Origin of the sequence: Rhizobium sp. SYY.PMSO (assembly GCF_046840415.1) — a bacterium.
In the GTDB taxonomy this organism is placed as follows: Bacteria; Pseudomonadota; Alphaproteobacteria; order Rhizobiales; family Rhizobiaceae; genus Rhizobium.
The window spans coordinates 3,093,405-3,114,628 of sequence record NZ_CP177349.1; the positions used below are offsets into that span (position 1 = coordinate 3,093,405).

General features: G+C 62.7%; 17 protein-coding genes. 10 read left to right on the top strand and 7 right to left on the bottom strand.

All coding sequences use genetic code 11. The annotated features are described in order from the left end of the window. Nucleotides 1-168 precede the first annotated feature (168 nt). Nucleotides 169-1,461, bottom strand: a complete 1,293-nt coding sequence (locus tag ACJJVH_RS15040) for an ABC transporter substrate-binding protein (RefSeq protein WP_412064257.1) — start codon at nucleotides 1,459-1,461, stop codon at nucleotides 169-171. 149 nt (nucleotides 1,462-1,610) lie between these two features. On the opposite strand from ACJJVH_RS15040, the gene ACJJVH_RS15045 reads away from it, so the two are divergent. The 4 genes from ACJJVH_RS15045 (at nucleotide 1,611) to ACJJVH_RS15060 (ending at nucleotide 6,256) form a co-directional block, all read left to right on the top strand. Further along, entirely contained in the window at nucleotides 1,611-2,633 is a 1,023-nt protein-coding gene (locus ACJJVH_RS15045) for a LacI family DNA-binding transcriptional regulator (protein ID WP_113393826.1), read from the top strand. Between the two features lie 41 nt (nucleotides 2,634-2,674). Further along, a complete protein-coding gene (locus ACJJVH_RS15050; protein WP_412064258.1) occupies nucleotides 2,675-4,531 on the top strand; it encodes a DUF2264 domain-containing protein in 1,857 nt (618 codons plus the stop codon). Beyond that, complete coding sequence (locus ACJJVH_RS15055; RefSeq protein ID WP_412064259.1) at nucleotides 4,528-5,553, top strand: hydroxyacid dehydrogenase; 1,026 nt, start codon at nucleotides 4,528-4,530, stop codon at nucleotides 5,551-5,553. The genes ACJJVH_RS15050 and ACJJVH_RS15055 overlap by 4 nt, the downstream gene beginning before the upstream one ends. A 115-nt stretch (nucleotides 5,554-5,668) precedes the next feature. After that, nucleotides 5,669-6,256: a transglycosylase SLT domain-containing protein gene (locus tag ACJJVH_RS15060; protein WP_112796029.1), complete on the top strand. Its 588-nt coding sequence runs from the start codon at nucleotides 5,669-5,671 to the stop codon at nucleotides 6,254-6,256. A gap of 54 nt (nucleotides 6,257-6,310) precedes the next feature. On the opposite strand, the gene ACJJVH_RS15065 is transcribed toward ACJJVH_RS15060, so the two are convergent. The 3 genes from ACJJVH_RS15065 to ACJJVH_RS15075 form a co-directional block, all read right to left on the bottom strand. Then, a complete protein-coding gene (locus tag ACJJVH_RS15065; RefSeq protein WP_112796027.1) occupies nucleotides 6,311-7,573 on the bottom strand; it encodes a Gfo/Idh/MocA family protein in 1,263 nt (420 codons plus the stop codon). A 164-nt stretch (nucleotides 7,574-7,737) separates the two neighbouring features. After that, complete coding sequence (locus ACJJVH_RS15070) at nucleotides 7,738-9,159, bottom strand: mandelate racemase (protein ID WP_412064260.1); 1,422 nt, start codon at nucleotides 9,157-9,159, stop codon at nucleotides 7,738-7,740. Nucleotides 9,160-9,430: 271 nt separating this feature from the next. Next, complete coding sequence (locus tag ACJJVH_RS15075; protein ID WP_412064261.1) at nucleotides 9,431-10,093, bottom strand: TetR/AcrR family transcriptional regulator; 663 nt, start codon at nucleotides 10,091-10,093, stop codon at nucleotides 9,431-9,433. Nucleotides 10,094-10,308: 215 nt separating this feature from the next. Between ACJJVH_RS15075 and ACJJVH_RS15080 the strand changes: the two genes are divergently transcribed. The 6 genes from ACJJVH_RS15080 (at nucleotide 10,309) to ACJJVH_RS15105 (ending at nucleotide 16,746) form a co-directional block, all read left to right on the top strand. After that, entirely contained in the window at nucleotides 10,309-11,595 is a 1,287-nt protein-coding gene (locus tag ACJJVH_RS15080) for an ABC transporter substrate-binding protein (RefSeq protein ID WP_412064262.1), read from the top strand. A 61-nt stretch (nucleotides 11,596-11,656) separates the two neighbouring features. Then, on the top strand, nucleotides 11,657-12,568 hold the full coding sequence (locus tag ACJJVH_RS15085; protein WP_113359191.1) for a carbohydrate ABC transporter permease: 912 nt from the start codon (nucleotides 11,657-11,659) through the stop codon (nucleotides 12,566-12,568). 28 nt (nucleotides 12,569-12,596) lie between these two features. After that, complete coding sequence (locus ACJJVH_RS15090; RefSeq protein ID WP_412065173.1) at nucleotides 12,597-13,445, top strand: carbohydrate ABC transporter permease; 849 nt, start codon at nucleotides 12,597-12,599, stop codon at nucleotides 13,443-13,445. 73 nt (nucleotides 13,446-13,518) lie between these two features. After that, nucleotides 13,519-14,544 carry a Gfo/Idh/MocA family protein gene (locus ACJJVH_RS15095; RefSeq protein ID WP_412064263.1) on the top strand — a complete coding sequence of 342 codons (1,026 nt, stop codon included), beginning with the start codon at nucleotides 13,519-13,521 and terminating at the stop codon, nucleotides 14,542-14,544. Nucleotides 14,545-14,551: 7 nt separating this feature from the next. Next, the gene (locus ACJJVH_RS15100; RefSeq protein WP_412064264.1) at nucleotides 14,552-15,622 is read left to right on the top strand and encodes a Gfo/Idh/MocA family protein; all 1,071 of its coding nucleotides are present in this window, start codon (nucleotides 14,552-14,554) and stop codon (nucleotides 15,620-15,622) included. A gap of 44 nt (nucleotides 15,623-15,666) precedes the next feature. After that, nucleotides 15,667-16,746 (top strand): ABC transporter ATP-binding protein, encoded by a 1,080-nt coding sequence (locus tag ACJJVH_RS15105; protein ID WP_412064265.1) that lies wholly within the window; start codon nucleotides 15,667-15,669, stop codon nucleotides 16,744-16,746. Nucleotides 16,747-16,800: 54 nt separating this feature from the next. On the opposite strand, the gene ACJJVH_RS15110 is transcribed toward ACJJVH_RS15105, so the two are convergent. From ACJJVH_RS15110 to ACJJVH_RS15120, 3 genes are all read right to left on the bottom strand, one after another. Next, on the bottom strand, nucleotides 16,801-19,272 hold the full coding sequence (locus tag ACJJVH_RS15110; protein ID WP_412064266.1) for a glycoside hydrolase family 2 protein: 2,472 nt from the start codon (nucleotides 19,270-19,272) through the stop codon (nucleotides 16,801-16,803). A gap of 74 nt (nucleotides 19,273-19,346) precedes the next feature. Continuing rightward, nucleotides 19,347-20,306 (bottom strand): DUF1839 family protein, encoded by a 960-nt coding sequence (locus tag ACJJVH_RS15115; protein ID WP_113385014.1) that lies wholly within the window; start codon nucleotides 20,304-20,306, stop codon nucleotides 19,347-19,349. Between the two features lie 8 nt (nucleotides 20,307-20,314). After that, nucleotides 20,315-21,223: an amino acid--[acyl-carrier-protein] ligase gene (locus ACJJVH_RS15120; RefSeq protein ID WP_113359121.1), complete on the bottom strand. Its 909-nt coding sequence runs from the start codon at nucleotides 21,221-21,223 to the stop codon at nucleotides 20,315-20,317. Nucleotide 21,224 lies beyond the last annotated feature (1 nt).

Here is a 21,224-nt window from a genome sequence, read left to right on the forward strand (position 1 = left end):
GGGAGATTGGTTATTTGTCGCACCGACTTGCCTCAAATCGATATCATATCCGCAGAGACCGGAAGGGACGTGGCTCCGGCAGGGACGGCAGCGAATTCCCGACGATCTGCCGCGATAGCGACAGAGGGAGTATCGAACCGCATGCGGCTACAAGCGGACGAACGCTAGTCAGCTCTTCTTCAGCTTCGCCTTGCCTTCGTCCACCAGCTTCTGCGCCGCCTCGGCGACCGTGAGCTTGCCGAAAGCGAGCTGGTCGGCGACAGGGCGCATGACGTTCTGGTCGAATTCCCCGGACCCCATAGGCGCCGGCGGCGGATAGTCGCCCACCTGGTCTTTCAGCAGCTCGACATATTTTACCGTCAGTTGCTCGACTGGATTGAGCTGCGGCAGGATCGCCGTCCGCACGGCCGGCGACATCGGCACACCGCGTTCGACGCCGAGAATCTTGCCGGCGTCGACGTCGTTGACGAAGAAATCGATGAATTTCGCCGCCGCTTCGCCGTTCTTGCTGGTGGCCCCGACGCTCCAGATCAAGGCGGGACGATAATAATGGCCGGAAGGGCCGTCCTTCTTCTCGCGCGGCAGCATGGTAATCGCCAGCTTGCTCTTGACCACAAGCTGATAGCCCACGAGCTGGTTGGAATAGGCCATGCCCATCGCCGACTTGCCGAGCGTCAGGCAGTTGCTTTCGATGACGTTCTGGTCGAGCGTCTGCACGTCGGGCGGCACGGTGCCGCCGCGTTTGCGCAGCTCTTCCCAGTATGAATACCATTCCTTGGCATCGTCGACGCCGAAGCCGAGATCGCCTTCCTTGGTAAAGAGGCTCTTGCCGCGCTGGCGCATCCAGGCATCGAGCACATAGTTGTAGCGCGCACCGTAAGGCCCGCCCCAATAGGCCCGCTTTCCGGCCGCCTTGGTCATTTCGACGGCCAAGTCGGCATATTCGGCCCAGGTCGTCGTCGGACCGGGCGGGGTGAGGCCCGTCTTCTTGAAAATCTCTTCGTCATAAAAGAGCGAAAACGAGTTCAGCCCGAGGCCGACGCCATAAAGCTTGTCGTCGATCGTCGTCAGCTTCAGCATATCCTTGCCGAAAGCGTCGACCTTCAGCGTCGAGGGTACGAACTGATCGAGCGGCAGGCAGGCCCCGCGCTTCGAGTAGTCCGAGATCGTGCTCGGTTCGAGCTGGAAGACATCGGCGATGTTCTGGCTTGCCATTCCCGTCGCAAGCTTGGCCCAGTAGCCGTCGCCGCTGATGCTTTCGCCGATGACGGTAATATCGGGGTTCTTGGCGTGAAACAGCTCCGCGACCGCGACGGTACGCTTGCCGCGGTCGGGTGAGCCCCACCACATGGCGCGCAGCTGCGTGGCGTCGGCAAAAGCCGGCACCGCCCCGCCGGCGAAGGCGAGGCCAGCCGCGGTTCCGGCGGCTCCGATCATGAATGAGCGGCGATTCATGCGCATGAGATTCCTCCTTCTCTTGCGTTGCCATCCGCGGCGATCTCCCCGACGCCTCTCGCGGACAAGTGGCGCAAAGATATGCAACTTCATTGCATTACGCAATAAAAAAACTTTCTATTGCAAATTTGCATAATTTTGCATAGTTTTGCGTCATGAACGATCTTCGCTCCAAACGTATCAGACAGGCCGATATCGCCGCTGCGGCCGGCGTCTCCGTTTCCACCGTGTCACGGGTTCTCACCAATGAACCGGGCATCAGCGAGACGATCCGCCAGCACATCTTCAAGGTCGCGAGCGACCTCGGCTACCCGCTGAAGACGGCCGCCGAGACGACATCGGGCGGTCTGGCTCTGATCGCCAGCGACAGCGTCACGGGCGGCCTCAGCGTCTTCTACGAAGGCATTCTGGAAGGCTTGCGCGCCGGCGCCGCCGAACGCGGCATGCGCTTCGACATCCGCCTGATCCGCGAGGCGCGAACCGAACCCGACCTGGTGAAGGAATATCTGCAGACAGCCGGCGCCGAAGGCCTGTTTCTCGTCGGCATCGACCCCTCCGACGAGCTGCGCCGATGGCTGGAAACGAGCGGCACGCCCGTTGTGCTCGTCAACGGCACAGACCCGAAGCTGCGTTTCGACGGCGTTTCGCCCTCGAACTTCTTCGGCGCCTACAATGCGACACGCCGATTGCTCGACGCAGGCCACCGCCGCATCCTGCACCTGACGGGCTCGCACCGCCAGACGATCCGCGAGCGCATCCGCGGTTTCGAAGCTGCGATCGCTTCCGTGGACGGCGCCGAGGGCCGGCTCGTGCCGATGACGTTCGCCGGCAGCTCCAGCCAGGAAGCCCACGATACCACGGCCGCGATCCTTGCCGAAAAGGGCGGCTTCACGGCAGCCTTCTGCATGAACGACTTCATCGCGGTCGGCGTGCTGGATGCCGTTGCCGAGGTCGGCCTGCGGGTGCCGGAGGATTTCGCCGTCGTCGGCTTCGACGATCTGCCCTGCGCCCTGATGACCAACCCCCGGCTGGCAACCATGCGCGTCGACCGCGCAGCATTGGGCCGCGAGGCTATCGGCCTGATGATCGCCCGCTTCCGCGACCGCGACGCGCCGGCCCGCCATATCTGCCATGGCGTCCTGCCCATCGCCGGCGGCACGCTGCCACCCGAAACCTGAAGCCCGATCCCGCCGCGGAAACGATCGAGAAAGCCGAACCGATGATCTATGACCCCGCCAGCTCCAATCCGCTCGCCGGCAATCCATTGAAGAACCTCGCGGACATGCGCCGCGCGCTGACCGACCTGTTCGATCCGTTGCTGCCTTATTTTTCGGACGGCAATGCCCGCGTCCGCATCGATGCCGCCGGCGCGCATTTCGACCGTGTAGCCGCCGATCTCGAAGGCTTTGCCCGCCCGCTCTGGGGCCTTGCGCCGCTCGGTGCCGGCGGCGGCGATTTTGCCCATTGGAACCGTTATGCCGAAGGCCTCGCCAATGGCGTCGATCCGAAACATCCGGAATATTGGGGCACGGTCAACGGCCGCGATCAGCGCATGGTCGAGCTTGCCGCCCTCGGCTTCGCGCTCGCCCTGGTTCCGGAAAAGATCTGGGAGCCGCTCGATCAGCGCGCGCGCGACAATCTCGTCGCCTATCTCAAGCATGCGCGCACCTTCGACTATGCCGACAACAACTGGAAGTTCTTCCGCATCTTCGTGGATATCGCCCTGGACAAGCTCGGCGCCTCCTTCGACCGCAGCCTGACGGAAGACTACCTGAACGAACTCGACGGCTTTTACATCGATGACGGCTGGTATCGCGACGGCAATGTCCGGCGCATCGATCACTACATACCCTTCGCCATGCATTTCTACGGGCTGATCTATTCCAGGCTCGTGGATGACGATCGCGCCAAGCGCTATCGCGAGCGCGCAGCGCTCTTCGCCAGGGATTTCCGCCACTGGTTCGCGCCCGATGGCGCCACCATCCCCTTCGGCCGCAGCCTGACCTATCGCTTCGCCTGCGCGGGCTTCTGGTCGGCGCTCGCCTTTGCCGATGTCGAGGCGCTGCCATGGGGCGAGATCAAGGGTCTGTGCCTCAGGCATCTGCGCTGGTGGGCCGACAAGCCGATCGCCAATCGCGACGGCACCCTGCCGATCGGCTTTGCCTATCCCAACCTGCTGATGTCGGAGAACTACAATTCCGCCGGCTCGCCCTATTGGGCCTTCAAGGCCTTCCTGCCGCTGGCGCTTTCCGAAACGCATCCATTCTGGAGCGCCGGAGAAAAGCCGCCAGAAAATGAGCCGGCTATCGTTCCGCAGAAACATCCCGGCATGGTCCTGCTGCGCAACAAGGATGATGTGGTCGCGCTGTCGTCCGGCCAGGAAAACCAGCAGATGCGTTTCGGCGCGGAGAAATATTCGAAATTCGCCTATTCCGCCCGCTACGGCTTCAGCGTCGAAAGCGACGAGCGCATCTTTGCCGGCGGCGCCTTCGATAGCATGCTCGCCTTCAGCGACGACGGCCTGCATTACCGTGTCCGCGAAACCAACGAGGACGCCAGGCTTGCCGGCGATACGCTCTATGCCAAATGGTCGCCCTATCCGGACGTGACGGTGGAGACATGGCTCGTGCCGGCCGCGCCCTGGCATATCCGCCTGCACAGGATCAGCACGCCGCGCCCGCTGCAGACGGCAGAAGGCGGCTTCGCCATCGCAAGACGTGATCTCGAGGCCGACACGCTTTCATCCGTAGCCGGCGCCGCCTATGCGATCGGCGAGGAGGATTTCAGCGGCATTCTCGATCTCGGCTCGACAGTCGAACGCGCAGGCATTGCGCAGAAGGCGCCGCCGAACACCAACCTCATCGTCTCGAAGACCCTTGTGCCACAGCTGCGCGGCACCGTTCCCGCGGGCGAGAGCGTTCTCGTCTCTGCGATACTTGCGGAGAAGGACCCCGCAGCCGTCGATCATGCCTGGAGCAAGCCGCCCGCTCGGCCTGACATCGACGCCTTGTGCGCCCTGATCAAGGACAAGGGTATCGCAGTCAGCGCCATCGAGGCGCCCGGTCGCCTGCCATGACGCAATCCGCTTCCAACCGCCCGGCCATCGCCTTTGCCATGCAGCCATCGCGCACACGGCATGTCCTGCCCGATGCGCTGATCCGTCGTCTCGATACCATCGGCCGCGTGCTGGACGCCGCGCCGATGCAGAGCTTCGATGACACGCGAGCGGCAAGGCTGCTTGCCGAAGCCGAAATACTTGTCACGGGCTGGGGCTCACCGACCATCGACGCCGCCGCGCTGGCGCTGGCGCCGCATTTGAAGCTGGTTGCCCATTCCGCCGGTACGGTGAAGGGCCTGCTCGGCGACAGCCTGTTCGATCGCGGCATACTGGTCAGCCATGCCGCGCAGGCCAATGCCCTTCCGGTTGCGGAATTCACGCTGGCCGCCATTATCTTCGCCGGCAAGAAGGTCTTCCAGTTCCGCGATTTCTACGTCGCCGACCGCGACCGCACGCGCACGATCCCGATGCAGGCCGAAGCCATCGGCAACTACCGCCGCACCGTCGGCATCATCGGCGCCTCGCGGATCGGCAGGCGAGTGATCGAATTGCTCGCACCCTTCGACTACCGCATCCTGCTCTATGATCCCATGGTCGACGACGCCGAGGCTGCCGGGCTGGGCGCCGAGAAAACCGATCTGGATACCCTGATGGCATCGGCCGACATCGTCTCGCTGCATGCGCCGTCCCTGCCCGCCACGCGGCACATGATCGATGCAGGCCGCCTGTCGCTGATGAAGGACGGAGCAACCTTCATCAATACGGCACGCGGCGCCCTGGTCGATGAGGCCGCCCTTGTTGCCGTGCTGAAGACCGGCCGCATCGATGCGATCATCGACGTCACCGATCCGGAAATTCCGGAGGCGGCATCGGCCTTCTACGACCTGCCGAATGTCTTCCTGACCCCGCATATTGCCGGAGCCGTGGGGCTGGAGCGCACCCGCCTCGGCGAGATGGCGGTCGAGGAGGTCATCCGCTTCATCGAGGGCAGGTCGCTGCTTCATGAAATTCGCCGCGAGGATATGGCGCGCATGGCATGACGCGACGCAGCAAATCCATGAAAACTCCCTGAAATCGCCCCATTTCAGCACAGGCGAACAACCCGTTTTTAATCATTCCGCGCTAGCTCTTCTTCTTAGCGAAGAGGTTCTAGTCATGCGTACCCGCGTCCTTTCCATTCTGGCCGTAATGTTGCTCGGCATGCTGGCAGGCTGTGCCACCGCTCCCTCGCGCACCCGCAACATCTGCGCGATCTTCGACCAGCGCGACGGCTGGTTCAACAACTGGCAGCGCGCGGCCGAGCGCACCGAACGCAAATATGGCGTGCCGGTGCCGATCCTGATGGCGACGATCTATACCGAATCCGGCTTCCGGCCGCGCGCCCGCCCGCCGCGGCGCTATCTGCTCGGCTTCATCCCCTGGAAACGCCCGACGACGGCCTATGGCTACTCGCAGGCGCTGGACGGCACCTGGGATAAGTACAAGCGCGAGACCGGCAATTGGACCGCAAGCCGCACCAGCTTCTCCGACGCCATCGATTTCGTCGGCTGGTATCACTACCAGACCCACCTGCAGACCGGCATTCCTCTGAATGATTCCTATAGCCTCTATCTCGCCTATTACTCTGGCCCGAAGGGCTTTCTGCAGGGTTCATGGCGCGGCAATGCGACCGCTCTTGCCGGCGCCCGGCGCTTCAATGGCATGACGCGAATTTATGCGCAGCAGCTACCCGGCTGCAGCTAAGCCCCGCGCCGGCTGACGCCGGTTTCGGTAGGAATACAACCCTGCGGCCAGAGCTTATGGCCGCGGTTCCAGCAGGTTCAGGCCGTCATCCTTGCCCCAGATATCGGCAATCGACACCTGCTGGCCGGTACGGCTGCTTTGCAGCGCGGCAATGCCGCAAAGCACCGACAGCGCCCCTGCCCGCGAACCGGCGCGCTGCTTGAGCTCGTCGTTCGGACCGGAGCGCAGCAGCATGTTGCGCAGCCGGTCGTCGCCGCCATAGTGCCCGCCGGACGAATGCGGCACCCATATGCGCTCGACATCGCCGAAATTCTTCATGACGACGATCTCGTCGGCCGGTGGCGTCGTCCAGTTCTGTTTTTCATACTGGCGCAGCTCGATACGGCCCTTGTGACCGTTGAAGGCGATGTGATGGCCTTCGATCGGCATGTAGGTATTCAAGGAATAGGAGACGTTGACGCCGCTGCGATAGCGGATGGAGGCGACCATCGTATCGGGAATGTCGATATCCTCCCGGAAGACGCAGGCGTCGCGAACATAGCCGTCGACGGTTGAAGGTTCCTCATAAAGGCTTTCGAGCAAGGGCGTCGCGCCGATGTCGAGATAATAATCGCATTCGTCCTTGTAACGACAGCCACGACAGCGCTCGCCGCGAAACGGCCCCTTGCGGCCGTAATGCCTGAGATCGGCAAAGGCGGCAACCGTTTCCGGATCGGAATCCAGATACCAGTTCAAAAGATCGAAATGGTGCGTCGCCTTGTGAACGAAGAGGCTGCCGGAGTTTTCCACGAAAGCATGCCAGCGGCGGAAGTAATCGGCGCCGTGACTGGTATCGAGATACCAATGGAAGTCGACTGAGGTCACGTCCCCGATGACGCCGGAGTTGATCAGCTCCTTGATCTTCGCCGCCGTCGGCGCGAACCGGTAGTTGAAAGAGACATCCAGACGCCTGCCGGTGCGCGCCTCGGCATTGAGAATGCGCTTGATCTTGTCGACCGTCGTCGTCATCGGCTTCTCGCTGATGACATTGGCGCCGGCCTCCATCGCCTTGACGATCAGATCGTCATGCGTGGAATCGCGCGTGCAGACGATGACGAGATCCGGCTTTTCCGTCCGCAGCAATGCGTCGAAATCGGTATAAACCGGCACCGATGCGCCGATATAGTCCAGCGCCCGCTTCGCTCGCATCGCATTGAGGTCGCACACGGCCACAAGCTCGACCTCGTCGCTCCACCGCTCGACCAGATCCTTGCCCCACATGGTCGCGCCACGGTTTCCCGTACCGACCAGAACGTAGCGTTTCTTCGATGACTGCATCTGCTCCTCCAGACTCTGCAAACAGCGATAATGGGGCCTCGGCGGCCTGAATTTACCTCGAAGGCGTGCCGCTCACCCTAGCCCTCTCCCCGCTCGCGGGGAGAGGGCTAGGGTGAGCGGCCATGCTCGAGAAGACTCAAAGCCCCATGATCTTGACCAAAATCCTATATCCGCGACCTCTCCATCGCCGCCCAATCCGGCTTGACCGAGGAACCGAGGCCGACGGCATTGATAATGGAGCCGATGGCAAGCTGCCCCGCTTCGATCCGAAGCCGCGTGCGGCCATTGCTGACGCGGTAGAGATCGGAGTGGGCTTCGGCGAATGAGGCCTGCTCCGCCTCCGGCGCACCGGCCATGCCGTCGACATAGTGATGGCCGTTGCGCTCGATATGCGTCATGCCGATCAGGGAGGCGAGCGCCAGATCCTGCTGTACGGCCAGCCCCCCTTGCGTCGTCAGGTCCTCCGCCGACATGAAATAGGCAATGCCATCGTCCGCGCTCCATTTGGCGACGCGTGCACGGTTCAGGAGCGAGCGATAGAAACCCTTGCAGGATTTCGAGGAGATGCCGGTATAGCCAAGCGTTCTGGCCGTGACGAAAGCATCGATGTCGGCATCGGATTCGTCGATCTCCACCGGCTTGAAGGCGGCAAACGCCTTGACCGGCTTCTCGAAGGCGTGCGCGCGGGCGATCGGCTGCTCCACGAACAGGATCGAGGCGGCAAATTTTGCCAGCCTCGGCTCCTCCTTCACGGGTGCGAGCAGATCGGCGACGGCTTCGGCGGATGAGAATTGCTCGTTGCCGTCAAGCGTCACCGCATAGTTCGGAACCTTGGCGTCGATGACGGAGGCGACGCGGCAAAGCCGGTCGATATCGGCCTCGGGAACGCCCGAAACCTTGACCTTGAAGAAGGTCAGGCCATAGGCATCGATCGCCTCCTCGAAACTTTCCGGCAGGCCGTCGTCCAGGCGCTCGTGTGCCGGAATATCGGCGGGCACGATGGCATCGACCAGACCAACGGTATGTCGAGCGGCAAGGTTCGCCGATGGCTCCAATGCCGAAAGAAAGCCAGGGAGGTCGAAGCCCGCGAGATCGCGCGCCGTGGAGGCGTCGATGCCGGGGCGGTTCGCCTTGATCGCCTGCGAAACCGTCAGCCCTTCCAGCCGGCAAAGGGCATCGAGGATGGCCCGGTCGGCAAGCGCAAGACCGAAGGAGGCGACCAGACCGTTCAGCTTTTCCGCCGCGGCCCCTGCATGATGCGATGCTTCGACGGACGCATGCAGGCCGAAAGCCGTTCCGGCGCCGGCACTCCGCAGCGCATCGAGCGCCAATGCCAGCGACCGTCGCAGCTGGGTTTCGTTGTCGGCGTTGGAAAGCTCCGGCGACTTGTCGAACCATTTCGGCACCATCAGCTCGGCCGCCATGCCCTCAGCCGAGCGTCCCTGCGCGTCCTCGATGCGCACGCGCAGAAAAATCTGCCGCGCTTCCCGCAAGGTTGCCGCCCCGAAGCGGAACGGAAGCCGCAGCCGGACGGGGCGCTCGAATGCCTCGGCCTCGGCAAGTCTGATGTTCAATGGATCGGTCATGATGGCAGGCAGCTCCCGTGATGGTCAGTCAGGTCTGTTCGCGCAGGCATCGGCATGCATGGCTCCTCTCTCCGCTTGCCGGGAAAGGAAGCCTTCAGGCTCACTGCCGGCTCAAGACAGGACCGGCCGGCTCCCTCCGGAGTAGGAAAAAGCAAATGCCTGGCCGCCCGGCAATGTAACTATATAGTTACAAGATCGCGCGATAAATCCGGCCTTGTCAATCGTCTTTTGAAAATTTCTCGACCGCATCGAAGCCCCTGTTGCGAGCCTTCTATGCCCGGATCGAAGCGAGCGTGACGGCAACGATATGCTCCCCCCAGGCATTCAGCGCATCCGGCGCCGTCAGCTTGCGCGCAAAAATCGTCGACAGCGTATGACGGTTCGACAGATAGAAATAACCGAGCGCGGCAATGGTGAGATAAACGGATATGGGATCGACGGCCGGGCGGAAAATGCCGAGCGCCTCCCCCCGGCGCAGAACGTCGGAGAGTTCATCGATCAGATGCGAATGCATGGCCGAGACCTTCTCGGATCGCTGCAGATAGCGCGCGTGATGCAGGTTTTCCGTGGCAAGCAGGCTTAGAAACTCGGGATGAGCCAGAAAATGCCGCCAGGTGAACAAGGCAAGCTCGCGCATTCCCTCCTCCGGATGGCGATGTGCGAGATCGAGTTGCTTCTCGGCATTGCGGATCGTCGCATAGGTTGCCTCCAGCACGGCGAGATAGAGCCCCTCCTTGTCGCCGAAATAGTGATAGAGCATCCGCTTGTTGGTCTGTGCCCGCGCGGCGATCGCATCCACGCGGGCGCCGCCGAAGCCGTGCGCGGCGAATTCTTCCGTCGCCGCCTCCAGGATCGTGGCATGGGTGCGCTGCGGATTGCGCGACACCTTCCTACCCCTCGTCTTTACAGTCTTGCCGACATCCGCTTGTTCCATATTTTCAGTTTCTTGCCTCGCCCTGATCGCCATGGATGAGTCCCTTTCCGGTCGGTGTCTCCCGCAATGAACGCTGCCGGCTCCGGCATGCATCGTTTTTATTGTGACACGATTGACGCTTGACAGCGGTCACGTTTCTATCCAACTTGTAACCAAATAGTTATATCATGCAAAGCAGTTTCGTAAATCATCGGTTCACTGGGGAGGAGACCAGGATGACGTTGACGATCGATCGTCGGCAGTTACTTGCCGGCATGGCAGCTACGCTCGCTTTCAGCAGTATCGGACTTTCCCGCGCCCATGCGGCAACCGCGATGCGCCTTCTCTGGTGGGGATCGAAGGAGCGAAGCGACCGCACGTTCGCAGCGGTGAAGGCCTATCAGGCCAAGAACCCGGACATTACCATCGCCGGCGAATCCTTCGGCTGGGACAGCTACTGGACGCGCCTTGCCACCCAGACCGGCGGCGGCAATGCGCCGGATCTCATCCAGATGGATTATCGCTACATCTTCGAATATGCCCGCCGCGGCGCCCTGCTCGACATGACGCCCTATCTCGGCAAGAGCCTGGCGATCGAGGATTTCGGCGCCGCCAACATCGATTCCGGCAAGGTCGACGACAAGATCTACGGCGTCAGCCTCGGTGTGAATTCCTTCATGGTCGTCGTCAACACGGCGGCATGGACCGAAGCCGGCGTCGAGCCGCCGCATGACGCCATGACATGGGAACAGATCGGCGATGCCTGCGCCAAGATAACGGCTGCCAAAAAGCGCCGCGGATTTTACGGCACCGGCGATGCGAGCGGCAACGAGCCGGCATTCGAATGCTGGCTGCGCCAGCGCGGCAAGGCGCTCTACACGACGGACGGCAAGCTCGCCTTCGAAGCCAAGGACGCGGCCGACTGGTTCGACTTGTGGGGCAATATGCGCAAGAGCGGCGCCTGCGTGCCGGCCGATGTCCAGGCGCTCGATCAGCTGACCCTCGAAACCGACATGCTGGTGACCAGGAAGGCGGCGATGAGCTTCGCTCATTCCAACCAGTTCGTGGCTATTCAAGGCCTGGTCAAGGAAAAGCTCGAGATCGTTTCCTATCCGGTTGCAGGTCCGGACAGCAAGCCCGGCCAGTATCTGAAACCTTCGATGCTGATGTCGGTTTCGGCAACTTCGCCCAACAAGGATGCCGCCGTCGCCTTCGTCAATTATCTGGTCGAAGATCCGGAGGGCACCAAGGCGCTTGGTCTCGAGCGCGGCGTCCCCGCCTCCCCGAAAATCCGCGATCTGCTGACGCCGGATCTCGATGCCGTCAGCAAGCAGGTGGTCGATTATATCGGCCGGCTGACGCCGCATGTCGGCGCACTGCCGCCGTCTCCGCCGAACGGCGCCGGCGAGAACTCATTCCTGCTGAAGAAGATCGCCGAGGAAGTGGCTTTCGGCAAAACCAGCGCGCAGGACGCTGGCGCGAAGTTCACCGAACAGGCAGCAGCAAACATTACGCGAGGCTGATACCGTGGGTACAAACAGCAAGAGCGTTGCCGGCGGCTTGGCCGTCGGTACGCCCGCGCCGTTGCGCGTGGAAACCACCTATAAGGCGCCGGGCGCATTCGCGCGCAACGCGCCCGGCTATCTCTTTCTTCTGCCGTGGTTCATCGGCTTCTTCGGGCTGACCCTCGGACCGGCGATCGCCTCGCTCTATCTCTCCTTCACCGACTACAATCTGCTCCAGTCGCCGAACCTCGTCGGCATCGACAATTATGTGCGGATCGCCACGGCGGACGACAAATTCCTGTCGTCGATGAAAGTCACGCTGTTCTACGTCGTCTGCTCCGTGCCGCTGAAGCTCGCCTTCGCGCTGCTGGTGGCGCTGCTGCTCAACCGCGGCATCCGCGGCCTGCCGGTCTACCGCGCCATCTTCTACTTGCCGTCGCTGCTTGGCTCCAGCGTCGCAATCGCGGTGCTGTGGCGGCAGATCTTCGACGCCGACGGCATCGTCAACACACTGCTCTGGTACGCCTTCGGCATCAACGGGCCGAGCTGGATCTCCAATCCGGACTATTCGCTCTATACGCTCGTGATCCTGGCCATCTGGCAGTTCGGATCGCCGATGATTATTTTCCTCGCGGGCCTCAGGCAGATCCCGACCGATCTTTACGAGGCCGCCAACCTCGACGGCGCGTCCAAGACCCGGATCTTCTTCAGGATCACGCTGCCGCTTTTGACGCCCGTGATCTTCTTCAACGCCGTGGTCCAGACCATCGACGCCTTCAAGGCTTTCACGCCGGCCTATGTGATTTCCTCCGGCACCGGCGGGCCGATCGATTCGACGCTGTTCTACACGCTCTATCTCTACCAGGAAGCCTTCGGCTATTTCCGCATGGGTTATGCCGCCGCGCTCGCCTGGGTTCTGGTGATCATTATCGCCATCTTCACCACCTTCTCCTTCCTCTCCGCTCGTTATTGGGTCCACTACGATGACTGACGCGAAGCTCACCCATTTTGCCGAGGACATGAAGCCGCCGCGCGAGCGCCCCTGGTTTCTTTCCGTCCTCATCCACGTCGCCCTCATCGCCGCATCGGTGGTGATGCTCTATCCGCTGCTGTGGATGTTGTCCGGCTCGATCAAGGACCAGAACGAGATCTTCGGCACGGCGTCGCTGATCCCGTCGCAATTCGATTTCAGCGCCTATGCCCGCGGCTGGTTCGGCGGTCAGGTCACGTTCGGCACCTTCGTCTGGAATTCGGTCGTCATCGCCGTGCTTTCCGTCCTCGGCAACGTCATCTCCTGTTCGCTGGCCGCCTACGCCTTCGCAAGGCTCAATTTCTGGGGCAAGAATTTCTGGTTCGCGCTGATGCTCGGCACGCTGATGCTGCCCTATCACGTCACGCTGATCCCGCAATATATCCTCTTCCTCAAGCTCGGCTGGGTGAAGACGATGCTGCCGCTCGTCGTGCCGAAATTCCTGGCGGTCGACGCCTTCTTCATCTTCCTGATGGTGCAGTTCTTCCGCGGCATCCCGCGCGAACTGGACGAGGCTGCGATGATGGACGGCTGCAGCGCCTGGCGCATCTACTGGCGCATCATGCTGCCGCTGTCGCTTCCCGTTCTGGCGACGGCCGCCATCTTCTCCTTCATCTGGACCTGGGACGATTTCTTCGGGCCGCTGATCTACCTCTCGGACATCAACACCTACACCGTCCAGCTCGGCCTGCGCTCCTTCGTGGATTCCACCGGAAGCTCCGACTGGAGCAGCCTGTTCGCCATGTCGAGCCTGTCGCTGATCCCGGTCTTCCTGATCTTCCTGTTCTTCCAGAGGCTGCTGATCGACGGCATCGCGACCGCCGGCCTCAAGCGCTGACCACGAACCCGTAGTCCCGAATACCCAAGATTTGGGGCTGCGAACCAACAAACCCATTGAAAGGAAATGTCGCATGAGCGCGCTGCGCTTTGCCGCCATCGGCCTCAATCACGATCATATCTACGGCCAGGTCAACGTCATGCTGCGGGCCGGCGCCGAACTCGTCGCCTTCCATGCAGTGGAAGACGATCTCGCCGCCGTCTTCGCCGGTCGCTTTCCACAGGCAAGACGCGTCGCCGACAGAAGAGAAATTCTGGAGGATGGCTCCATCGCGCTGATCGTCAGCGCGGCCATTTCCAGCGAGCGCGCCGCCCTTGCCATCGAAGCCATGCGCCACGGCAAGGACGTAATGCTCGACAAGCCCGGCATGGTGACGCTGGACCAATTGGCAGACGTCAAAAAGGTGCAGGCCGAGACCAGGCGCATCGTCTCGATCCTCTATTCCGAGCATTTCGAGACGGCATCGACGGTCAAGGCCGGCGAATTGGTCAAGGCCGGCGCCATCGGCAAGGTCATCCACACGACGGGCCTCGGTCCGCACCGGCTGCGCAAGCCGACCCGGCCGGACTGGTTCTTCGACCGCAAGCGCTATGGCGGCATCATCACCGACATCGCCTCGCATCAATGCGAGCAGTTCCTGTTCTTCGCGGATTCCCTCGAAGCCGAAGTGCTGTCTGCGACGGTGTCCAACCGCGCCAATCCCGATACATCCGGCCTGCAGGACTACGGCGACTTCCACCTGCGCACGCCCGACGTGACAGGCTATGTCCGCGTCGACTGGTTCACGCCGGACGGGCTCTCCACCTGGGGCGACGGGCGCCTCTTCATCGTCGGCACCGATGGCACGATCGAGCTGCGCAAATATATCGACGTCGCCGGCCGCCCCGGCACCGATCACCTCTTCCTCACCGACCGCAAGGGCATGCAGCATATCGACTGCGCCGGCCTCGACCTCCCCTACGGCCGCCAGCTTGCCGCCGATATCAGGGACCGCACCGAAACGGCGATGGGCCAGGAACATTGCTTCAAGGCCATGGAACTGGCGCTGAAGGCGCAGGCGCTTGCCGAAGCAACATCGCTCACCAGCATTCAAAGGTAATTGCGCTATGTCCGACATCAAGAAAGTCGCGATCATCGGCCTCGGCATCGGCCGCTCCCATATCGTCGAGGGCTATTTGCCCCATTCCGACCGCTTCGAAGTTGCCGTCCTCTGCGATCTCAACGAGGAGCGCCTGAACGCGGTCGGCGACGAATTCGGCATCGGCAAGCGCGTCAAGGATTTCGCCGAAGTGCTGGACATGCCCGATATCGACATCGTCGATATCTGCACGCCGCCCGGCTCGCATTTCCAGCTCATCATGCAGGCGCTCGCCGCCGGCAAGCATGTGGTCTGCGAGAAGCCTCTTGTGGGATCGCTCGCCGATATCGATGCCGTGATCGCCGCCGAGAAGACGGCCAGGGGCCGGCTCATGCCGATCTTCCAGTATCGCTACGGCGACGGCATCCAGAAGGCCAAGCGCATCATCGCTTCAGGCATCGCCGGCAAGCCCTATGTCGCGACATCGGAAACGCATTGGGTGCGCGGCGCCGACTATTATGCGGTTCCCTGGCGCGGCAAATGGGAGACCGAGCTCGGCGGCGTGCTGATGACCCACTCCATCCACCTGCACGACATGCTGACCTATCTGATGGGGCCGATCGCCGGCCTCTTCGGCCGCGTCGCCACCCGGGTCAACGATATCGAGGTGGAGGATTGCGCCAGCGCCAGCCTGCTGATGCAAAACGGCGCGCTCGCCACCATCAGCGCCACGCTCGGCTCGCAGGAGCAGATCAGCCGCCTGCGCCTCTGCTTCGAAAACGTGCTGATCGAGAGCAACCACGAACCTTACAGCCCCGGCCAGGACCCCTGGAAGATCGTTCCGGCGAATGACGAGATCGCCGCCAGGATCGATGCGCTGCTGGCCGACTGGACGCCGATCCCGATCCGCTTCAACACCCAGATGAAGCTGCTCCACGAGGCGCTGGTGTCTGGCGGCCCGCTGCCGGTGACGACGGCCGATGCCCGCCAGGCGCTGGAGCTGGTCACGGCTTTCTATGAATCGTCGGAAAAGCGGACCGAAGTCCGCTTCCCTGTCGGGCCGGAAAGCGCAAAATACAAGAGCTGGAGGCCGGCATGAACATTGCCCCGCGAGCCATCAGGACGAACAAGGAGGTAGCCCCCATGGCGACAAGCGTTTCGCTGCAGAAAGTTATCAAGCGCTATGGCGAGCTTCAGGCGGTTCACGGAATCGACCTGGAAATCGAGCCGGGGGAATTTACCGTCTTCGTCGGCCCCTCCGGCTGCGGCAAGTCCACGCTCCTGCGCATGATCGCCGGTCTGGAGCCGATTTCCGGCGGCGGCCTCTATCTCGACGGCAGCCGTATGAACGATGTCCCCGCCTCCAAGCGCGGCATCGCCATGGTCTTCCAGTCCTATGCGCTCTACCCGCATATGACCGTCTACAAGAACCTTGCCTTCGGACTTGAGACCGCAGGCATGAAGAAGCACGAGATACAGCCGCGCGTCGAAAAGGCGGCCGAGGTGCTGCAGATCAAGCAGCTGCTGCAACGCAAGCCGAAACAGCTTTCCGGCGGTCAGCGTCAGCGTGTCGCCATCGGCCGCGCCATCGTGCGCGAGCCCAATATTTTCCTGTTCGACGAGCCGCTTTCGAACCTCGACGCCGAATTGCGCGTGCAGATGCGCGTCGAGATCGCCCGCCTGCACCAGCGGCTCGGCAACACCATGATCTACGTCACCCACGACCAGACCGAGGCCATGACCATGGCCGACAAGATCGTCGTGCTCAATGGCGGCAAGATCGAACAGGTCGGCGCGCCGCTCGACCTCTACAACAAGCCGAAGAACAAATTCGTCGCCGGCTTCATCGGTTCGCCGAAAATGAATTTTCTCGATGCGAAGATCGTCGCCTCGGACGACGGCTCCGCCGTCATCGATCTCGCCGGCCAGACGGTGCGCCTGCCGCGTCGGCTTGGCACCCTGCAGCCGGGGCAACCGGTGACACTCGGCGCGCGCCCGGAACACCTGAACGTCGGCGACCGAGGCGTGGCGCTCGGCAATGCCCGCGTCGATCTGGTCGAACATCTCGGCGGCCAGACGATCCTCTACGCGACGCTGCATGGCGGCCAGACGCTGACGGTCGCATTGGAAGATCAACAGGCTATCCGCGCCGGCGAGACGGTCGACATCCGCATCGATCCGGAGCGCTGCCACCTGTTCGGTCCGGATGGCGCGACTTTGTAGGGAAGCTGCCGACGCGGATGAGGCCCATCTCGCCCTGACGAGCGAGATAGGCCTTCACACCTCGACGATCCGCCGGCTGCCGATGGCGCGGATCTGGCCGGACGGGATGACATCGGCCGGAACGCCCGGCCGCCGATGCAGGGGAATCCGCCGGCTGCCGCCCGGTGCGAGATGGAACCAGTCGTCCTCCGCCCGATAGGATTCCAGATCGATCTGTACCGATTGCGCCAGCCGATCGCTGCTCACCTCCAGATACCATCCCTCGCCTTCCTGAAGGACCGATGCGGTGATCTCGGCATCGTGGAACGCCCTGGTTCGCCCAAGCGGGAAGTAAAAGGCCCGGGCGAGCACTGCGCCGCTCGCCGCTGCCGTCAGCCGCGCCACCGTGACATCGTGCGACGGCGGGCCGAAGCGGAAGGCATAAGTCGTATCGAAGAAGGCGCCGAAAAGATCCGTGCAGGCGATCTTTCGCTTGCCGCGGGCCTCAAGCACCATATCGCGGCCCCCGCCCACGACGATCTGACGGCCGTCGCGCAGGCAGGAGACCTCGACCGTCAGGTCGAGCGCCGCATCGCTCTCGTTGATGACATGCACATCGAGGCCGTTGGTGCCCTCGTCCGCGAGCAGCACCTGCACCGGCCGGAAAGCCCGGCGCAGCCCGTAGAAGACCGGCTTTGGCTCTCCGGTCGAGTCAATGACGCCCCAGCCGGCGCCCGGAAGAAGGTCCTGCAGCGTCCAGACCAGCGCGCCGTTGCAAGCGGAGCCGTGGCGCCGCCACTCGGCATAGGTTTCCTCGGCCACTTCGCCGGTCACGACCCGCGAGAGATTGAGATAAAGATCGGGGTCCTCCCGCCGCAGCCGGTTGGGATCGAAACCGTAAAGCTCCTGAAGATAATGATCGCGAACATCCTCGAAATCCCAGGATGCGCCGCGATCGCGCGGCACGCGCTCTTTCCATAGCGGGCTATGGACTGCCGGAACCGGTAGATGCTGGCCAAGCGTGCGGGCTTGCGGCACATGCGCGAAAGCGAGGCTTTCCGCGGCAAAGCGGACGTCAGCCCGGCGCGCATCGGCAAGCGGTCGCATATAGGCACCGACGCCATAATAATGCGCAACACCGGCATTCGGCGAAAAAGGCATGGCGCCGCCGGAGGGCGAATTGACCACATAGGGCACATCGGGCCGAAACGACTGTGCCAGCGGCGGGATGATTTCCTCGACGACAGGACTTTTCCAGAACTGCTCGGGCAAGCCCATCATCGCCGCCTGCTGGTGGATCTCGCTGCCGCCGCAAAGAACCGCCAGGGAAGGCGACAGCCGCGTGCGGCCAAGAAACTGCGAAACCTCCGTCTCGACGTGGGCATTGAAGGCCTTGTCGTTCTTCGGGTAGTCGAAATTGGCGAACATGAAATCCTGCCAGACCATGAGGCCCAGCTCGTCGCAAAGGCGGAAGAACTCCGGCGTCTCATAGGCCATGGTGCCGCCGATGCGGATCATGTTCATGCCGGCCTCGGCCGCGAGCCGCAGCCACATTTGGTAGTCCTCGCGGCGGCCGGGCAGGCGTACGATATCGGCCGTGGTCCACACCGAGCCGCGGCAGAAAATCCGCTCGCCGTTGACGATCAGGGCAAAATCCTGCCCATCGGCGCCGCGGTCTACGGACAATCGGCGAAAGCCCGTTTTCCCTAGCGTATGCTCGATACCGTCGAAGACGAGCGCGACCTCATGGAGTTTCGGTTCGCCATGCGTATGTGGCCACCAAGGCTCGACATCGGGAATTTTCAGGATGGCGGTATAGCGGCCTTGGCCGTCCCGTTCGAAGGCCTGCTCGACATCGCCGCACCGAAGCACCAGCGCTCCGGCATCGCCCTCGACCGAAAGCGAGGCGTAAAGTCTGCCCTCGCCGCTTTCGAGCAGGTCCGGCCGCAGGGTGAGATCACGAATAACGGGCGCGCTCGGCCGCAGCAGCGAAATCGGCCGCCAAGGGCCAACGGCCTGAACCTCGGGGCACCATCCGGGCATATGGCCGAGCAGTGTCGTGCGCACCGTCCGCAAGCCCTGCGGCGTGATCATCTGCGGCCGCCAGCGAGCACGGGGCCCAGGCTCGGAAAGCCTCGGTTCCAGCGCGCGGAAGCAGAGCGCCAGCTCGTCACCGCCAAGCAAGGTGACGTCGACGTCATGGGCCTCGAACATGCTTTCGGAAACGAGGATTTGCCGGCCATTGAGGAAGACTTCGCAGAGCGTCGCCAACCCCTCCAGCCGCAGGATCGCATCACCGGCCTCGGCATCAACCAGACGGCAGATATACCAGGCATCGCGGTCATGAAGGGGGTGGGGGTTCGCCCGGTCGAAAAGCCCGGCCCTTTCCAGCGCCTCCGCCACCGTGCCCGGCACCCGCGCCGGGAGGAAGCCCGATGTCAGCGGCACGTCGGAAGGCGAGAGGCAGGTGCCAGCCTCCGTCAGTACCAGATTCCAACCTTCGCTCAGCCGCATTCCGCCGCCAAGATCAGCCAAGCGCCCGCCCATACATCTTCCGGGGATTTCCCCGCCCTATATTTTTCAGAAATGACCCAGCCGTATCGCGACCGAACGGAAGCCGGTCACAGCTTCCGTTCGAGTTCGCTCATCATGGAATCCCATGCATCGGCGGCGGGATCAAGCGCTGTGCGCAACGGCTCGAATTTCTTGCGCGTGATGGCGCGGGCGAGCTGGAATTGCACCGATTTCGCCGTTTCGGAGATTTTCCGCGCCTCGCCGGCCGCTTCTGACAAATCGGCCGTCAGCCAATCGAAGTGGCTGCCCGCAAGCTCGAAATTGGCGCCGAGCTGACGCAGCGTGTTGAAGGCGTATTTGTGGAAGAAGCCGAACGGCCGTTCAGCGACCGCCTCCACCTGCATGGGGAAGACGTGTGCGAAGGCGCGGATCGGATTGGCCCGCGGCCGACGGCGGAAATGGAAGGACAGGAGCTGCCGCGCCGTTTCGCGGATGGCTGCCTCCGCCGGCGCCTTTTCAGGGAATTTCGCAAATTCCGTATAAGGCAGGAACGGCAGATCCTCGTCCGTCAGGTGCAGCTGGAACAGCCCGTCGAAATCCTCGCCCGACAGCTGGAAGAAGCCGCCATTGTGGAAATAGTCGAGCGTGCGGCCTTGCATGTCGAGCCGGTTGATCGCCACCGTCGTTTTGCCGTGCTCGCGGCGATAGCCGACGCCCTGCGTATCCGGCATGAAGAAGGAATCCATCTCCACCAGGCAGAGCCGGCCGCGGCCGATCTGCTCGGCGACATGGTTCTGAACCTTGTCGTAGATCGCAAGTTCGGTGCAGCGCACGCCATAAAGCGCTTCCAGATCCTCGAGCGGCACCTTGAAGAAAGTGAACTGGTCGCCCTCGAAATCTTGGCCGACCGTGAAGCCGAGCATGGCTTCCGGCGGCAGCTTCAAGGTCGAGAGCACCTCGATCCAGAGATCGATATAGCAGTTCGTCTCGGGCCACATGCGCTCGCTGTCGTGCAGCGCGTGCGGCTTGTAGGCGGCGGGATCCAGTCCCTGAAACACGGCAGCCATGGAAGCGATCAGCCCCACAGCGCCTTGCGCACGCTCTCGGGCCATTCCTTGACGTCGAGACCGTGGGTGTGGAACAGCGCCAGCGCGATGCGCTCCAGGCCGAAGCCGACACAGGCCGTGTGAACGACGCTGCCATCGGCAAAGTTCAGGCCCCACTTCGTGCCGAAGGCATCCTGGTGGTAGTTGAAGCTCATGCAGGCGGTCGGCTTGGCGGCAGACGTGATCGGGATCAGCAGCTCGAACTTCAGGTTCTGGTCGCGCTGGTTGTTGGCGAGCATCTTGCCGGCGCGGCCGAAGAACGGGTCGTTGGCGACGTCGATGGTGACATCGAGCCCGACGGCCTTCATCATTTCGACGCCGCGGTCCATCCAGCTCTGGCGGAAATCCGTCACATGCTTTTCGCTGCCCATGCAGACATATTCGCGCATGCGGAAGAGCTGCTGGCGGGCCGGGTCCTTGGAAGGCTCATGGCGGAAACAATAGGACTGCAGGTCGAAGAGGGCTCCGTCGTCAGACACTGCACCGCGCTTGGCGACGGTCGGATAGAGCGGATAGCAGGCCGCCGGCGTCAGCACGATATCGGTCGCCTGCTGATCCTTGGTCCAGTCGTCGCCGACTTCCATGCACTTCAGCAGGCTCATATGGTCGAGCTCGTTGCCGCAGAAGCTGTGCACCGTGCCGGCGAGCTGCGGAAAACTCTTCATGTAGCCGCTGGTTTCGAAGAAGGCGCGGTTCATGCCGGGCGGAAAGCGGATGGCCTCGGCGCCGTCGGCGCCGCCGAACCTGTCGACCAAACGCTCGAAGGCGGAAATGACGTCTTCGAACTGGCCGCTGCGGCCATAGAGGCCATCAACGCCGGTGTCGATCAGCAGACCGGATTCGAAAAGACGGTCGAGAAACGAGGTTTGCATATCCATG

What these genes read in the sequence shown, in the direction of transcription:
- ACJJVH_RS15040 (WP_412064257.1), bottom strand. Translation starts at nt 1,461, where the DNA reads ATGCGCATGAATCGCCGCTCATTCATGATCGGAGCCGCCGGAACCGCG.
- ACJJVH_RS15045 (WP_113393826.1), top strand. Translation starts at nt 1,611, where the DNA reads ATGAACGATCTTCGCTCCAAACGTATCAGACAGGCCGATATCGCCGCT.
- ACJJVH_RS15050 (WP_412064258.1), top strand. Translation starts at nt 2,675, where the DNA reads ATGATCTATGACCCCGCCAGCTCCAATCCGCTCGCCGGCAATCCATTG.
- ACJJVH_RS15055 (WP_412064259.1), top strand. Translation starts at nt 4,528, where the DNA reads ATGACGCAATCCGCTTCCAACCGCCCGGCCATCGCCTTTGCCATGCAG.
- ACJJVH_RS15060 (WP_112796029.1), top strand. Translation starts at nt 5,669, where the DNA reads ATGCGTACCCGCGTCCTTTCCATTCTGGCCGTAATGTTGCTCGGCATG.
- ACJJVH_RS15065 (WP_112796027.1), bottom strand. Translation starts at nt 7,573, where the DNA reads ATGCAGTCATCGAAGAAACGCTACGTTCTGGTCGGTACGGGAAACCGT.
- ACJJVH_RS15070 (WP_412064260.1), bottom strand. Translation starts at nt 9,159, where the DNA reads ATGACCGATCCATTGAACATCAGACTTGCCGAGGCCGAGGCATTCGAG.
- ACJJVH_RS15075 (WP_412064261.1), bottom strand. Translation starts at nt 10,093, where the DNA reads ATGGAACAAGCGGATGTCGGCAAGACTGTAAAGACGAGGGGTAGGAAG.
- ACJJVH_RS15080 (WP_412064262.1), top strand. Translation starts at nt 10,309, where the DNA reads ATGACGTTGACGATCGATCGTCGGCAGTTACTTGCCGGCATGGCAGCT.
- ACJJVH_RS15090 (WP_412065173.1), top strand. Translation starts at nt 12,597, where the DNA reads ATGAAGCCGCCGCGCGAGCGCCCCTGGTTTCTTTCCGTCCTCATCCAC.
- ACJJVH_RS15095 (WP_412064263.1), top strand. Translation starts at nt 13,519, where the DNA reads ATGAGCGCGCTGCGCTTTGCCGCCATCGGCCTCAATCACGATCATATC.
- ACJJVH_RS15100 (WP_412064264.1), top strand. Translation starts at nt 14,552, where the DNA reads ATGTCCGACATCAAGAAAGTCGCGATCATCGGCCTCGGCATCGGCCGC.
- ACJJVH_RS15105 (WP_412064265.1), top strand. Translation starts at nt 15,667, where the DNA reads ATGGCGACAAGCGTTTCGCTGCAGAAAGTTATCAAGCGCTATGGCGAG.
- ACJJVH_RS15110 (WP_412064266.1), bottom strand. Translation starts at nt 19,272, where the DNA reads ATGGGCGGGCGCTTGGCTGATCTTGGCGGCGGAATGCGGCTGAGCGAA.
- ACJJVH_RS15115 (WP_113385014.1), bottom strand. Translation starts at nt 20,306, where the DNA reads ATGGCTGCCGTGTTTCAGGGACTGGATCCCGCCGCCTACAAGCCGCAC.
- ACJJVH_RS15120 (WP_113359121.1), bottom strand. Translation starts at nt 21,223, where the DNA reads ATGGATATGCAAACCTCGTTTCTCGACCGTCTTTTCGAATCCGGTCTG.